Consider the following 13467-nt stretch of genomic DNA (forward strand, 5'->3'; position numbering starts at 1 on the left):
GGAACGGCGAGTTCACGTGGTCAAGCGGCCGTCCCGCTTGACCACGTGACCGTCGACGAGCACGGTCCGCACGTCGAGCGCGGTCAGGCACGACACGACCGCCCCGGCCCGGTCGCCGCGCAGGTGCCCGAGGCCGTGGAGGAGCAGCAGGTCGGCCCGCTTCCCGACCTCCACGGTGCCGATCACGTCGGCGAGACCCACGGCCCGGGCACCGTCGAGCGTTGCCGCCCGTAGGAGGTCCGCGGCCGCGGGTGCCGACGCCGAACCCGACCGCAGCCGCATCGTGCGCAGCGTGTCGCGCAACGGCTCGAACAGGTCCGGCGGGTTGTTGATGACGACGTCCACCCCGAACGCGGGCCGGGCCCCGGCGTCGGCGAGCCGCTCGTATGCGGACGCGCCGTGGCCCATCACCGCCTCCACGGTCGGGGTCACCACCACGGCCGTGCCGGACGCGGCGAGCAGTTTCGCGTCCTCCGGGGTGACCGCGTTGAGATGCACCAGCTGCAGGTCCGGGCCGAGCAGCCCGGCGTCGTGCAGCCGCCGCACGCAGGCGCCGCCCACGTGCGCGGAGACCATCATCCCGAGGTCGCGGCCGAACGCGAGCTGCGCGACCGTCTCGTCCCAGTCGCCGTACTCCGGGCCGAGGACAGCCAGAGCCCCGGTGACCCGCCCGGTCCGCACGGCGAGGCGCCGCACGTCGTCGGCGTCGAAGCGGCCGTGACCGACCACGGCGCGGATCCCGGATCCGGCGAAGGCGTCCACGACCGCGTCGGTGTGCGCGGGGGACAGGGTGGCGTTGCTGTAGTCGAAGACGGTGGTGATCCCGGCGTTCAGGGCCGCATCCGCGCCGAGCCGCGTCGCGCGGCCGGCGTCCGCGGCCGACAGCGAGGACAGCGCGGCGCCGAGGATCTCCGTGAAGTACCGCGACATCGGCATGTCGGCGCCGGCACCGCGCAGCGGCGCCTGCCACACGTGCCGGTGCGCGTCGACGAACCCGGCCGTCACCGTGAGTCCCGTCGCGTCGATGACCTCGCAGCCGGGCGCGGCCCGCGCCGCGAGACCCGCACCGACGGCGGTGATGACCCCGTCGGTGCAGAGGACGTCGGTGCCCGGCAGCTCCGGACCGCTGCCGGGCACGACGTGGGCGTGCTGAACAAGTACCTGGCGTTGCACGTACACCTCCCAAGAAAGCTTTTTAAAAAGCTATCTCGAAAGGCTAGGCGTGGCAAGTCAGGTGGCGGTGCAGGTGACCGTGGGTGCCGTGTTGGTGCCGGTCCAGGATCCGTTGAAGCCGAAGCTCGTGGACTGTCCGGCGCTCAGCTTGCCGTTGTAGCTCGCGTTCACGGCGGTCGAGACGCCCCCGGCCGAGGTGATCGTCGCGTTCCAGAACGACGTGATCGTCTGCCCGTTGGCCCAGGTCAGCTTGACCGTCCAGCCGTTCGTGCCGGCGCCGCCGGCGGTCACGGTGACGTTGGCGCCGAAGCCGCCGGCCCACTCGCTGGTCTTGGCGTAGGACGCCGTGCAGCCACCCGGCGGGACGCTGGTGGACCGCGACGGTGACGCCGACGCCGAGGCGGATGCCGACGGGCTGGTGGACCGCGAGGGCGACGCGGACGCGCTGCCGGACGGACCGGGGCCACCGGTGAAGATCACGTCGCTGCAGAAGTAGTACGACTGGTCGAGGTGGCTCGCCTGCCAGATGGTGTACATGACGTGCCGGCCCGTCCGGGAACCGGCGTTGACCTGCGCCTGGTACTGCGGCGCCGGCGCGTACCGGCCGGTGCTGTTGACCAGCTCGAGGCTCGCCCACGTCAACGGCTGGGTGGTCGGGTCGAAGCCCTGCTTCGTGATGTAGATGCGCAGGTAGTCGGCCCCGTGCTGGGCGGCGTCGGTCAGGGTGAGGGTGAAGTTGTTCGGCTTCGTCGCGGCGACCCACGCTCCGACGGTGTCCATGGAGGCGTACCGGCCGTTCTGGGTGCGCCCGCCGCTGCAGGGCTGGCCGTCGGGGATGGCGGCCTGGTGGTTGCCGGCGACGCCCTCGCGGTAGAGGCCGTTCCAGTTCCACATGGTGTCCGGGTTGGCCTGCCAGGCCTGGGCGCACATCGGGTCGGTCTGGGACATGTTCGGGTTCTGGAAGTCGCTGCCCCACCGGGCCCAGCAGCCGTAGTTGCGCGACGGCGGGTCGGTGACCGAGCCGTGCGCGCCGGCGGGACTCTGGGCGACGACGACCGCGGCGGCGGTCGCGGTCAGGACGGCTGCCGCGCCGATGGCGAGGCGTTTCATGTGGGCTGAAAGTTGCACAGGGAGCTCCGTCACGTCGATGCGGGTTTACGTGCATGGCGGCGCCTGCGGCGCAGCTCAGAGGCTGTCCGCGGCGCTGTGCGGCTCCCGCCGACATGATACCCGCGGCATGGATCACGGTGAATGCATCAGGGAAAGTGTTACGGCCTGCGGGGCGCGCCGGTCTCTTGTCTGCGCAGAGCCGATGTGTTCCGAAGGAGATCCAGTGAGCTTGCGACACCTGTCCGCGACGGGCCTCGCCGTCGTCGCGCTGTTCGCCGTGACGGGCTGCGACCCCACCACGCAGACCGGCGCGGCGCCTTCAAGCAGTCCCAGCGCCGGCCCGGCCGGTGCGCAACAACCGGCCGGCTCCGGCGGGCTCGGATCGGCCGCGCCCTCGAAGCCCGTCGCGTCGAAGACGGCAGGCGTGCCGCCGTTCTTCACCACCCTGCCCGCCACACCGAAGCTGACCGGGGCGGCGCCGGCGGGGCTGGTGCGGGGCCGGCGGGGCCAGCAGCGGCAGGCCGGCGAGGAGCCCCTCGGCCGCGGCGAGCCGCCGCGACCGCTCCGAGCACCGTGGGCAGTCCCGGACGTGCCGGGCGATCCGCTTGCGCCACAACGGATCCAGTTCGCCGTCCCAGCCGGATGTGGTGTCCCGCAACGCCGGGCAGCCCGGCGCCGCATCCAGCGCCCGGACCACCGAACGGGCCACGTCCAGCTGCTCCCGCATCCGCTGCACCCGGACCCCGGCGTGCGCCGCGGACAGCTCCAGGGCCTCGGCGACCTCGGCCCGGGTCAGGTGCCCGCCGGCCTCCAGCCACCACAGCGACAGCACCACGCGGAACGCCGGGTCCAGCCACCGGGCCGCCTCGGCGATCTCGCGCTGCTCGGTGTCGAGGACCTGCCGCAGGACGGTGAGCCCGACGAAGTCCGCCGCCGGGTCCTCCCGGTCGTCGCCGGCCGGGTCGTCGGCGCGGCTCAGCCGGGACCGGCGGGCCTCGGCGCGGGCGTCGGCGAGCTGCCGCAACGCGATCGTCACCACCCACGACCGGAACCGTTCCGCCTGCCGCACCCCGGACACGCCCGTCACGACCCGCATCATCGTGTCCTGGACGATGTCGTCGACGTCGAGATCCCGGTCCGCGCCGCGGCCGACGACGGTGTAGACGAGCGGCAGGTAGCGCGCGGCGAGCGCCTCGACGGCGGCCCGGTCCCCGTCACGGGCCGCCGCAACGAGCACCTCGTCGGTCTGTGTCTGCACCATCGCCGATCGCTCCTGCCGCTGCGGTACCTGGTTCGTACCATCCCGCAGACCCTGGCCGGGCACGTGCCATAACACTTTCTGCGACTTGACGCGGCGCCGCGGCGGGTCTTACGGTCCTGGATCACAACCACATATCGCGCTGCACGACCCGCGACGGGAGAGCCCCCGGACACCACCGGGGCGCCGAAGGAGCAACGTTCTCCCCAGAATCTCTCAGGCACAGGTACCGCCGCGGTCAGGCGACTCTGGAAAGTCAGGACGACAGCTGTCCTGCGCCCACGGTGCAAACCGCCCCACGGTGTCTCCCGTGGGCGGTGAAGCTCTCAGGCTCCGATGACAGAGCGGGGAGGCCACCCAGCAGGGGTGCCGTCCGCGACGGCACCCGGACTCAGGGAGCCTCTCGTGACACCGCTGTTCGACGTGCACCGCGATCTGGGTGCCACCTTCACCGACTTCGCCGGCCGGCGCATGCCGCTGCGCTACCGGAGCGAGCTCGCCGAGCATCACGCCGTGCGCCGCGCCGCCGGGTTGTTCGACCTGTCCCACATGGGCGAGCTCGAGGTCACCGGCGCCGACGCGGGCCGGTTCCTCGACCACGCGCTCGTCGGCCGGCTGTCGACGCTGCCGGTCGGGCGCGCCCGATACACCATGCTCTGCCACGACAACGGCGGCGTCCTGGACGACCTGGTCGTCTACCGCCTCGCCGAGCTCCGCTACCTGGTCGTGGCCAACGCGGCCAACACCACGGTCGTCCACGTGATGCTGCGCGAGCACGCCGACGGCTTCGGCGTCGACGTCCGCGACGCGTCGGCCGACTGGGCGCTGATCGCGGTGCAGGGCCCGGCCGCCGCGGCGATGCTCGACCCGGGGCCGTTGCCCTACTACGGGATCCGGGCCTTCGCGGTCGCGGGCCGGGACGTGCTGCTCGCCCGGACCGGGTACACCGGCGAGGACGGCTTCGAGGTGTACTGCCGCCCCGCCGACGCCGTGGCCGTGTGGCGGTCCCTGCTCGACCGCGGCCCGTCTCCCGCGGGGCTCGCCTGCCGGGACACGCTGCGCCTGGAGGCCGGGATGGCGTTGTACGGCCACGAACTGTCCGTCCGGGTGACCCCGCTACAGGCCGGCCTCGAACGGGTCGTCGCCTTCGACAAACGGGACTTCGTCGGCGCCGCCGCCCTGCGCCGCCAGCGCGCCACGGGCGGTTTCGCCACGCTCGTCGGCCTGGTCACCGGCACCCGGCGGGCGCCCCGGGCGGGCTACCCGGTGCTGGCGGAGGGCACCACCGTCGGGGCCGTCACCAGCGGCGCGCTCTCCCCGACCCTCGGCCACCCCGTCGCGATGGCCTACGTCGCGACCGGCTGGTCCGCACCCGGGACCCGGCTCACCGTCGACGTCCGCGGCACCGGCGTCGACGCCCACGTCGTCACGCTGCCCTTCTACTCCTCGCAGAGGTGAGCATCATGTCCGAGATCCCGCCGCACCTGTCCTACACCCGCGACCACGAGTGGCTGCTCGACGGCGTCGTGGGGATCACCGCGTTCGCCGCGTCGTCCCTCGGCGACATCGTGTACGTCCAGCTGCCCGACGTCGGCGCCGCCGTCACCGCCGGGGTGCCCTGCGGCGAGATCGAGTCCACGAAGTCCGTCAGCGACCTCGTCGCCCCTGCCGGCGGCGTCGTGGTCGAGGTCAACCCCCTCCTCGCCGCCGAGCCGGGGCTGGTCAACGAGGACCCGTACGGGCGCGGCTGGCTGTTCCGGCTCAGCGTCGCCGGCACCCCGGACCTGCTCGACGCGACCGCCTACGCCGCACTGGTCGGGTGAGCCCGGTGGCGTTGAGCGCGTTCGACCTGTACTCCGTCGGCATCGGCCCGTCCTCGTCACACACCGTCGGCCCGATGCGCGCCGCCCGCCGCTTCGCGTCCACATTGGACCTTCTCGCGGTCGGGCGGGTGCGGGCGGAGCTGTTCGGCTCGCTCGGCGCCACCGGGCACGGCCACGGCTCCGCGAAGGCCGTCGTCCTCGGCCTGCTCGGCGAGGACCCGGCGACGGTGGACACCGACACCGCCGACGAACGCGTCGCCGCCGTCCGCGACGCCGGCCGGCTGCGCCTGTCCGGTGGTGCCGACATCGCGTTCGACCCGGACGCCGACGTCGTCCTGCACCGCCGCAAGTCGCTGCCCGAGCACCCGAACGGCATGCGTTTCCACGCGTGGGACCCGTCGGGTGCGGTGATCTCGGAGCGCACGTACTTCTCCGTCGGCGGCGGCTTCGTCGTCGGCGACACCGGCGTCGTCGCCGACACCACGGTCCTGCCGCACCCGTTCGCCACCGGCGGCGAGCTGCTCGCCCGGTGCCGGGAACTGTCCCTGCCGGTGAGCGACGTCATGTACGCCAACGAACGCGCCTGGCGCCCCGACGCCGACACCCGCGCCGGCCTGCTGCACCTGTGGGCGGTGATGCAGGCCTGCGTCGAGCGCGGCTGCACCCGGTCCTTCGACGGGGTCCTGCCCGGCGGCCTGCGCGTCCCGCGCCGCGCACCGGCCCTGTTCCGCGACCTGAAGGCCTCCGCCGAAGGCGTCGACCCGCTGAAGGTCCTCGACTGGGTGAACCTCTACGCGCTCGCGGTCAACGAGGAGAACGCCTCCGGCGGCCGGATCGTCACCGCCCCCACCAACGGCGCCGCCGGCATCATCCCCGCCGTCCTGCACTACTACACCCGCTTCGTGCCCGGGGCCACCGACGACGGCGTCGCCCGCTTCCTGCTCACCGCCGCCGCCGTCGGCATGCTCATCAAGGGCAACGCGTCCATCTCCGGCGCGGAGGTCGGCTGCCAGGGCGAGGTGGGGTCGGCGTGCGCGATGGCCGCCGCCGGGCTGTGCGAGGTCCTCGGCGGCACCCCGGAACAGGTCGAGAACGCCGCCGAGATCGGCCTCGAACACAACCTCGGCCTCACCTGCGACCCGGTCGGCGGCCTCGTCCAGATCCCGTGCATCGAGCGCAACGCCATCGCGTCGGTGAAGGCCATCAACGCCGCGCGGCTCGCGCTCAACGGCGACGGCAACCACAAGGTCACCCTCGACAAGGCCATCCGCACCATGCGCGACACCGGCCGCGACATGTCCGTGAAGTACAAGGAGACCGCCCGTGGCGGCCTCGCGGTGACGGTGATCGAATGCTGAGGCCCGGGGTGGGAGACTGGGGCGGTGGAGCGGCTCCTGGGTCCGGGCGAGGTGGAGCAGGGGCTCGCCGGGCTGCGGCCGCGGGACACCGGCTTCTGGACGGTCGACGTCGCCGAACCCGGGGCGGCCTGGGCGGTCGTGCGGGAGTTGCCGCTCGACCGGCTGGTGCTCGCCGGGGTGGCGGCCGGGCCGGGACTGCTGGAGCTGGTGCGGGCGGCGCTCGGGTATGACCCCGGCGCGCAGGAGTTCCTGACGTATCTGCGGGGCTGGTTCCCTCCCGCGGGTGACGTGCCGCCGGTGCCGGCGCGCCTCCTCGACGCGGTGCGGGGGCTGGCGCTCGGGGCGCCCGGGGAGCCGGTCGCGCACGGGCTGTTCCCGAGCACCGTGACGAAACTTTCCCGGCTGGCGCTCGCCCGGCACCGGGTGTACCCGGCCGGCGTGGTCCTCGAGGCGGCGCGGCGGGCGTACAGCGGGCCCTACGACGCGCACGAGGCCCTCGCCTGCGCGCTGGTTCACCCGGACGTGGACACCGACGCGCTCGTCTGGCAGCACACGCGGCGGGGGAGAGGGTGGCGGTCGCGGCGCAAGACGAACCGGGTCCTGGCGTGGGGCCGGCGGCACGGATACCTGGCGGAGCCCCTGGTCTGCGGGTGCCGGCACGAGCGGCTCGAGGCGCCGGGCGCACGGTGGGAGGCGGCGCGGCTGGCCGGCAACTGGACCCGGATCCTGCCGCTGCTCGACGAGGTGGTCAGCGACCCGGCGCGGTGGCTGGCCGTGTACCGCTGCTCACGGTGCGAACGCCTCTGGGCGCAGGACACCGTGTCGTCAGGCCACGCGGATCTGACCTACGGCTACCCGATCGCGACAACCGATCCGGCCGGGTGGCTGGCTGCCGCCCACTCACGAAGACTGCGGTAACTTTCAGGCCGGCCGGCGGGCGATCGCGATGACCGACTGCCCGAAGGGCGGGGTGACGAACTTTTCGGCGAATCGGGTCATCGGGGCGACCGTCGAGTCGTAGAACTTCACCATCAGGCCCGGGCCCGGCTTCTGCCGCAGCAGGCAGGTCGACACGTAGTAGCCGATCAGGCCCAGCGAGTTGGCGTAGTGCAGCCGCTCGATCTCCAGGTCGGCCGCGAGCAGGACCTCCCGCATGGTCTTGCGGGTGTACCGGCGCACGTGGCCGGTCGCGATGTCGGCGGGTCCCATCGCGAACGGGAACGCCGGGACGACGATGATCACGTAGCCGCCGGGGCGGACCAGCGAACGCATCGTCTGCAGCGCGCCGAGGTCGTCCTCGATGTGCTCCAGGACGTTGTAGGAGACCGCGGCGCTGTGCTCGGCGGTGATCTCGCTCGGCAGCATCAGCTCCCGGATCGAGACCTCGCGGTTCGCGGAGAACCGCTCCTTGAGGGCGAGCAACCGGTCCGGGTCGGCCTCGGTCACCGTCATCCGCGGGGCGTGCTCCAGCCACTCCGCCGCGTAGTCGCCGAGCCCCGCGCTGACCTCGATCGGGTCGTCGCCGAGAAACGGCGTGGCGAACGCGACGAACCACTTGCGGTGGTTCTTCGCCATCGCGAGGCCCTCGAGGACCTCGGACTGGATGAGCTGGTCACCGAGGATCTCCGCACTACGATCCCGATCGCCTCCAGGCGGCACGGCGTTCTCCTCGGTAGCTCGGCGATCCAACGATCTGATCATGTTATCCGGAATTGGCGTAGTTTATCGACGTCGATGCTCCAGGACCAGAGCGTGCGCCATGGGCAGCAGTCCAGCTATGGTCTCACCCGTGAAAACCGGCGGAAAGAACGCGCTTGTCGTCGTGAGCTACGTGGTCTTCTCCGTCGTGCTGTTCCAGCACCTGTGGGCGGCACCGCAGACCCGGATGCTCGCGGACAACAATCAGGACCAGGTGTTCTTCGAGTGGGTGCTCACGCACGCCGCGCGATTCTTCACCCATGGTGACTCCCCGATCTTCACCGACCAGCTCAACGCCCCGCTGGGCGTGAACCTGATGGCCAACACATCCATCCTCGGGCTCGCCCTTCCGCTCGCCCCCATCACGCTGCTGTTCGGCGCGCCGGTGACGTTCGCGCTGATCAGCACGATCGCGCCGGCGGCGACCTCGATCGCGTGGTTCTTCATGCTGGTGGGGTGCGGGGTGGTGCGGTCCCGGACGGCAGCGTACCTGGGCGCGCTGTTCTGCGGGTTCGGCCCCGCGATGGTGTCGCAGACGACCGCGCACCCGAACATCGCCGGTCAGTTCATGATCCCGCTGATCCTGTGGGCGGTGTTCCGGATGCGGACACCCGGCAACCCGGTCCGCAAGGGTCTCGTGCTGGCCGGGCTCGTGGTGTACCAGTGCTTCATCAACGAGGAGGTCCTGTTCCTCGCGGCGTTCGCGTTGCTGGTGTTCCTGCTGGTGTTCCTGCGGCCGGGCGAGATGCTGCCGGCCGCCCGCGCCGCGCTGCCGGCCCTCGGCGTCACCGCGCTCGCCGCCGGCGCCGTCATGGCGTATCCGCTGTGGCACCAGTTCGCCGGCCCGCAGGCGTACCACGGGCTGCCCGACCACGTGCACGGCTTCAGCGCCGACCTCGCCGGGTTCTACAACTTCAGCCGGCGCTCGATCCTCGGCGACGCGACCCTCATCGACAAGCTCGGCGGGCCCACGGAGGAGAACACGTTCTTCGGCTGGCCCCTGCTGCTGCTCCTGCCGGCCGCCGCGGCCGCCCTGTGGCGGGAGCGGGCCGCGCGGGCGGTGTTCGTCACCGCCGTCGTGTTCGCGCTGCTGTCGCTCGGCCCGGTGGCGCGCTACCAGGGCGAGGAGACCACCTGGCACGGCCCGTGGCGGTGGCTGGTCGACCTGCCGCTGTTCGACTCCGTGGTGCCGACCCGGGTCGCGCTCGTCGTCACGCCGCTCGTCGGGGTGCTCCTGGCGATCCTCGTCGACCGGTTCATCGTCGTGCCGCCGGTCACCCGCGCCGGGCCGGCCCTGGCCGTCGCGGCCACCGCCCCGGCCGGGCCGCCCGCCGAGGGGTCGTTCGCCTCGGAGGCGCCCGCCGCCCGGGAGGTCGCCGACCCCGACGACGAGCCGCTGCCGGTCGCGGGCCGCTGGTTGTGGGCGGCCGCGCTGGCGATGGCGTTGGTGCCGCTGGTGCCGACGCCGCAGCCGGCGAACGAGCGCCCGGCCGCACCGATCTTCTTCAGCAGCGGGGTGTGGCGGCAGCACGTCCCGGACCAGGCGACCGTGGTGGTCATCCCCGGCGGCTGGTGGGAGGGCCTCGACGCGATGCGGTGGGCCGTCGACTCCAACCTCGACTTCAAGATCGCCGGCGGCTACTTCCTCGCGCCGGACCCGAACGACCCGGAGCGCAAGGCGATGTTCGGCCCGCTGTATCCGCAGACCTGGTCCCTGCTCGGCCAGGTCGGCAACGACGGCGTCGTGCCGCAGCTGGGCCCCGAGTACGTGGCCCAGGCCAAGGCCGACCTGGCGTACTGGAAGGCGGACCGGATCATCCTCGCCGACGGTCACGGCAACAGCGACGCCATCCGGCAGACCGCCGACCTGCTGTTCGGCCCGGGCGAGCACGTCGAGGACGTCTGGGTCTGGAAGGTGTCCTGACGGGGTCGTGTGATCGTTGACCTTGGACGATCTGACTGGTCATAGGCAGTCGGATTGTCCAAGGTCAACTCGCCGCCCGGACGATCAGGTCCTCGATCGTGTACAGGAACGTCGACATGTCCGATCGGGGCATGACGGCGCTGTCGGCGGTCATCGCGAGCTCGAGGGCGCCCGGCGCGTCCTGGGCGTCGAGGGCGAACGACACGCCCCGGCGCGGCTCGTGCTCCACCGGCCAGGTCAGGGTCGTGCGGGTCAGCGCCTCCCGCAGCGGCACCGGGGCCGGCGCGGCGAAGTTCAGCGCCGGCATCAGGCCCCGCTGGTCGTTGACGAAGCAGGAGTGGTCGCAGGGGCCGTCGACGGCCGCGATGTCCCGGTCGAGGGCGAGCTTGTCGTAGTACGCGTGCCGCTGCGCCGACAGGGCGGCCCCGAACGTCCGGCGGACCAGGTCCGGGAAGTCCCCGCCGGCGGTGCCGGTGAGGTGGAACAGCCCCTCCTGGGCGATCGTGGTCACGCCGCCGGCCATGCCGGGCAGGAACCGGTTGTTGACCACGACCTGGAAGACCGCCTCGCCGACGCCGGTGAGCCGGGCGGCGGACGCGGCCGCCGCGGCGAGGACGACCGCGGCCGGGCTGACGGACAGGGTGGCCGCGACCCGGTCCAGGGCCAGCCCCAGCGCGGGGGAGTTGAGCACCGCGTTGGGAAAGGTGGCCGCCGGCGGGCGGGCCGGGAACTGCCGCGCCGGGCCGCGGCCCAGCTTGTCCAGCCAGGAGCGGCGGGCGGCGGCGTCGCGGCGGCGACCCCGGTCCGAGACCTGGAACGCGGCCTCCTCCAGCGGCTGCAGCAGGTCCCGCGCCGGCAGCGGGCCCTGCAGCAGCGCCGCGAAGTCGGCGAGGAGGTTGCGCAGGCCCCAGCCGTCGGAGGCGGTGTGGGACAGGAAGAACACGACGTAGCGGACGTCGGCGCCGACCCGCACGACACCGACCCGCAGCGGCCACTCCCGTTCGGCGTCGAACGGGACCGCGAGGAGCTCGTCGCGCAGCGTGTACGCGGCTGCCTCGACCGTGTCCGGGCCGGCCGCGCGGGTCACCACCGGGATGCCGCCGGCCGCGTGCACGACCTGGTCGAGGCGGCCGTCGTCGGCGGTGCGCAGCCGGGTCCGCAGCGACTCGTGCAGCAGCACCAGGTCGCGGACGGCGCCCTCGACCCGGGCAGGGGGCACCGCCGCCGGCAGCGGCAGGCCACCGGAGACGTTGTAGCGGGCGGCATCAGTACCGAGGGAGCGAACGACATCCCAGATCGCCTGTTGCCCCCACGTCGCCGGGCCCGACCCCGCCCTGCCACCGCTGAACGCCAGCTCCGACCACTGGTCCGTTGCTGCCTGGGCCTGTGCGTGCGCCACCGTCATGCCCGCTCCCCCTGATCGCCGACCACCCGGCCCGAGTCTCGTGCACCACCGCACGGATGTCGACGGCGCGGCGAAGCTGTATATGCAGTGCGCCTGACCGTTGCGGGCACCGCTCACAGGCAGTACGTCCGGACCTGCACCACCTGCAACCCGAGCGTCTCCGCGTCCTGCCGTGAGCCGAAGTACACGACGGAGTAGGTCGTGTGCGCCGCCTTCTCCGCCGGCACGCCGAGCGCCTCCACCGCGCCGACGTCGCAGCTCACGGGCACCACCACCGCCCGGTAGCCGAGCCGGGCAAGGTCGCCGGCCTTCTCGGCGGTCTTCTCCCGGACGCCTGTCTCCTGGACGCCGACGACCGCGGCCCAGGCCTCCGCTCCGTTCACCGTCGGCGTCACCGGTGTGGCGTATTTCGGCGGGCAACCCGACCCGAAGACGCACATGCGGGGGATCAGCGCCGTCGAGCGGTCGACGGTCTCCGGGGTGCGCGCGATGCCGTCGAACACGGCGACGGCCGAACCGACCCGGACCACCAGGAACCGGAACGGCTCCCCGGCGTGCTCGCCGGCGCCGTCGAGGGGCAGCGCGATCGTGATCGACAGCGCCTCGCTGCCGAGGGCCGGGGTGCTCACCGGCTTGAGCACGCTCGCGCCCTCGAAGCCGCTGCACCGTTGCAGCTTCGGCTTCAGGTCCCGCATGACCGCCTTGGCCGCGTCCTCGTCGCGGTACACGTACAGGGCCTGGGTCAGGTGCCGGCGCTGCTCCCGCTCGCCGTCGAACTCGGACATGACGCGGCGGGCGACGGGCTGGCCGAGGCAGTCGGCCTGGTAGTCGTGGTCGTCGATGACTTCGTCGGCCGTGCTTTCGCCGGCGAGGAACCCGGGCGGGACCTTCACCGGCCGGGTGCCGGTCGGCGTCTTCCCGGGGGACCCGGTCGCGGACGCAGACGCGGTCGCGGCGGGCGGGTTCGGGATCGCGTCCCGGCCGGGGTCGCGGGCGATCGCCCAGCCGCCGGCGATGACCGCGAGGGCCGTGAGCCCGGCGAGGGCCACGTGCCCGGTGCGGCGGCGCCGCCCTCGCGCCTCGATCCGTTCGGCGGTCGGCGCGACCGCGGCCGTGTCCACCCGGTCCCGCAGGGCGCGGAACGCCCGGTCGACGGCGTCCTGATCGGTCATGACGTCACCTCCGTGGTCAGCATCGGGGCGAGGGCCTGCCGGCCGCGGGCGAGCCGGGCCTTCACGGTGTTCTCCGGCGCGCCCTCCATCTTGGCGATCTCCGCGACCGCGAAGCCGCCGAGGTGGAACAGCACGAGGGCCCGGCGCTGCGGCTCCGGCAGCCGGCGCAGCGCCGCGACGAGGTCCAGGGTGGTCGCGTCGGGCTCGGGGGTGTCCGGCGGCGGGCCGTGCCGGGTCAGGCCGGCCAGGGCCGTGCGGGCCTTGCGCCACCTGCTGATGACGAGGTTGTGCCCGACGCGGCTCACCCACGCCCTCGGGTCGTCGTAGGTGCTGATCCGCCGCCAGCGTGACCACGCCCGGACGTAGACCTCCTGCGCCACGTCCTGCGCCTCGCCGAGGTCAGCCGTGTACGCGACGAGCTGCGCTACCAGGCCCCGGTAGGTGTCGCGGTAGAACTCCGCGAAGGTGTCGGCGTCTGCCATGACGAGGTACACGCCCCTGCCGGGTCTGCGGTTGCATGCGGAAAAGCATTCGCTCCACCGAATT

Annotated in this window: 12 protein-coding genes and 2 riboswitches; of the genes, 5 read left to right on the forward strand and 7 right to left on the reverse strand. The window is 73.0% G+C overall.

Annotated features, from left to right (window positions below; all coding sequences use genetic code 11):
• Positions 1-12: 12 nt before the first annotated feature.
• From ACFPIJ_RS59695 to ACFPIJ_RS59705, 3 genes are all read right to left on the reverse strand, one after another.
• Positions 13-1173 carry an amidohydrolase family protein gene (locus tag ACFPIJ_RS59695; protein WP_380128466.1) on the reverse strand — a complete coding sequence of 387 codons (1161 nt, stop codon included), beginning with the start codon at positions 1171-1173 and terminating at the stop codon, positions 13-15.
• 57 nt (positions 1174-1230) lie between these two features.
• The gene (locus ACFPIJ_RS59700) at positions 1231-2283 is read right to left on the reverse strand and encodes a lytic polysaccharide monooxygenase auxiliary activity family 9 protein (RefSeq protein ID WP_380128979.1); all 1053 of its coding nucleotides are present in this window, start codon (positions 2281-2283) and stop codon (positions 1231-1233) included.
• A 319-nt stretch (positions 2284-2602) separates the two neighbouring features.
• Positions 2603-3544 (reverse strand): sigma-70 family RNA polymerase sigma factor, encoded by a 942-nt coding sequence (locus tag ACFPIJ_RS59705; protein WP_380128468.1) that lies wholly within the window; start codon positions 3542-3544, stop codon positions 2603-2605.
• A 144-nt stretch (positions 3545-3688) separates the two neighbouring features.
• Positions 3689-3783: riboswitch (glycine riboswitch) on the forward strand.
• Positions 3784-3894: riboswitch (glycine riboswitch) on the forward strand.
• 52 nt (positions 3895-3946) lie between these two features.
• Here ACFPIJ_RS59705 and gcvT point away from each other — a divergent pair.
• From gcvT to ACFPIJ_RS59725, 4 genes are read left to right on the forward strand one after another with little or no spacing between them, the layout of a single operon-like run.
• Positions 3947-4999, forward strand: a complete 1053-nt coding sequence (gcvT, locus tag ACFPIJ_RS59710; RefSeq protein WP_380128469.1) for a glycine cleavage system aminomethyltransferase GcvT — start codon at positions 3947-3949, stop codon at positions 4997-4999.
• Between the two features lie 5 nt (positions 5000-5004).
• Positions 5005-5364, forward strand: coding sequence for a glycine cleavage system protein GcvH (gene gcvH / locus ACFPIJ_RS59715; RefSeq protein ID WP_380128470.1), 360 nt, complete (start codon positions 5005-5007; stop codon positions 5362-5364).
• 5 nt (positions 5365-5369) lie between these two features.
• On the forward strand, positions 5370-6722 hold the full coding sequence (locus tag ACFPIJ_RS59720) for an L-serine ammonia-lyase (RefSeq protein WP_380128471.1): 1353 nt from the start codon (positions 5370-5372) through the stop codon (positions 6720-6722).
• Between the two features lie 24 nt (positions 6723-6746).
• Positions 6747-7640 (forward strand): hypothetical protein, encoded by an 894-nt coding sequence (locus ACFPIJ_RS59725; RefSeq protein ID WP_380128472.1) that lies wholly within the window; start codon positions 6747-6749, stop codon positions 7638-7640.
• A gap of 3 nt (positions 7641-7643) precedes the next feature.
• Here the strand turns inward: ACFPIJ_RS59725 and ACFPIJ_RS59730 are convergent, their stop codons facing one another.
• A complete protein-coding gene (locus ACFPIJ_RS59730; protein WP_380128980.1) occupies positions 7644-8297 on the reverse strand; it encodes a class I SAM-dependent methyltransferase in 654 nt (217 codons plus the stop codon).
• Between the two features lie 214 nt (positions 8298-8511).
• On the opposite strand from ACFPIJ_RS59730, the gene ACFPIJ_RS59735 reads away from it, so the two are divergent.
• On the forward strand, positions 8512-10344 hold the full coding sequence (locus tag ACFPIJ_RS59735) for a DUF6311 domain-containing protein (RefSeq protein WP_380128473.1): 1833 nt from the start codon (positions 8512-8514) through the stop codon (positions 10342-10344).
• A gap of 64 nt (positions 10345-10408) precedes the next feature.
• On the opposite strand, the gene ACFPIJ_RS59740 is transcribed toward ACFPIJ_RS59735, so the two are convergent.
• The 3 genes from ACFPIJ_RS59740 to ACFPIJ_RS59750 form a co-directional block, all read right to left on the reverse strand.
• The gene (locus ACFPIJ_RS59740) at positions 10409-11749 is read right to left on the reverse strand and encodes a condensation domain-containing protein (protein ID WP_380128474.1); all 1341 of its coding nucleotides are present in this window, start codon (positions 11747-11749) and stop codon (positions 10409-10411) included.
• A 113-nt stretch (positions 11750-11862) separates the two neighbouring features.
• Complete coding sequence (locus tag ACFPIJ_RS59745; protein WP_380128475.1) at positions 11863-12921, reverse strand: hypothetical protein; 1059 nt, start codon at positions 12919-12921, stop codon at positions 11863-11865.
• Positions 12918-13403 (reverse strand): RNA polymerase sigma factor, encoded by a 486-nt coding sequence (locus ACFPIJ_RS59750; RefSeq protein ID WP_380128476.1) that lies wholly within the window; start codon positions 13401-13403, stop codon positions 12918-12920. Before ACFPIJ_RS59750 ends, ACFPIJ_RS59745 begins: the two co-directional genes overlap by 4 nt.
• Positions 13404-13467 lie beyond the last annotated feature (64 nt).

This window comes from Dactylosporangium cerinum, from assembly GCF_042653625.1.
In the GTDB taxonomy this organism is placed as follows: domain Bacteria; phylum Actinomycetota; class Actinomycetes; order Mycobacteriales; family Micromonosporaceae; genus Dactylosporangium; species Dactylosporangium cerinum.

Coding starts and splice junctions, on each gene's coding strand:
- ACFPIJ_RS59700 (WP_380128979.1), bottom strand. CDS start 2,283: ATGAAACGCCTCGCCATCGGCGCGGCAGCCGTCCTGACCGCGACCGCC.
- ACFPIJ_RS59705 (WP_380128468.1), bottom strand. CDS start 3,544: ATGGTGCAGACACAGACCGACGAGGTGCTCGTTGCGGCGGCCCGTGAC.
- gcvH (WP_380128470.1), top strand. CDS start 5,005: ATGTCCGAGATCCCGCCGCACCTGTCCTACACCCGCGACCACGAGTGG.
- ACFPIJ_RS59730 (WP_380128980.1), bottom strand. CDS start 8,297: ATGGCGAAGAACCACCGCAAGTGGTTCGTCGCGTTCGCCACGCCGTTT.
- ACFPIJ_RS59740 (WP_380128474.1), bottom strand. CDS start 11,749: ATGACGGTGGCGCACGCACAGGCCCAGGCAGCAACGGACCAGTGGTCG.
- ACFPIJ_RS59745 (WP_380128475.1), bottom strand. CDS start 12,921: ATGACCGATCAGGACGCCGTCGACCGGGCGTTCCGCGCCCTGCGGGAC.
- ACFPIJ_RS59750 (WP_380128476.1), bottom strand. CDS start 13,403: ATGGCAGACGCCGACACCTTCGCGGAGTTCTACCGCGACACCTACCGG.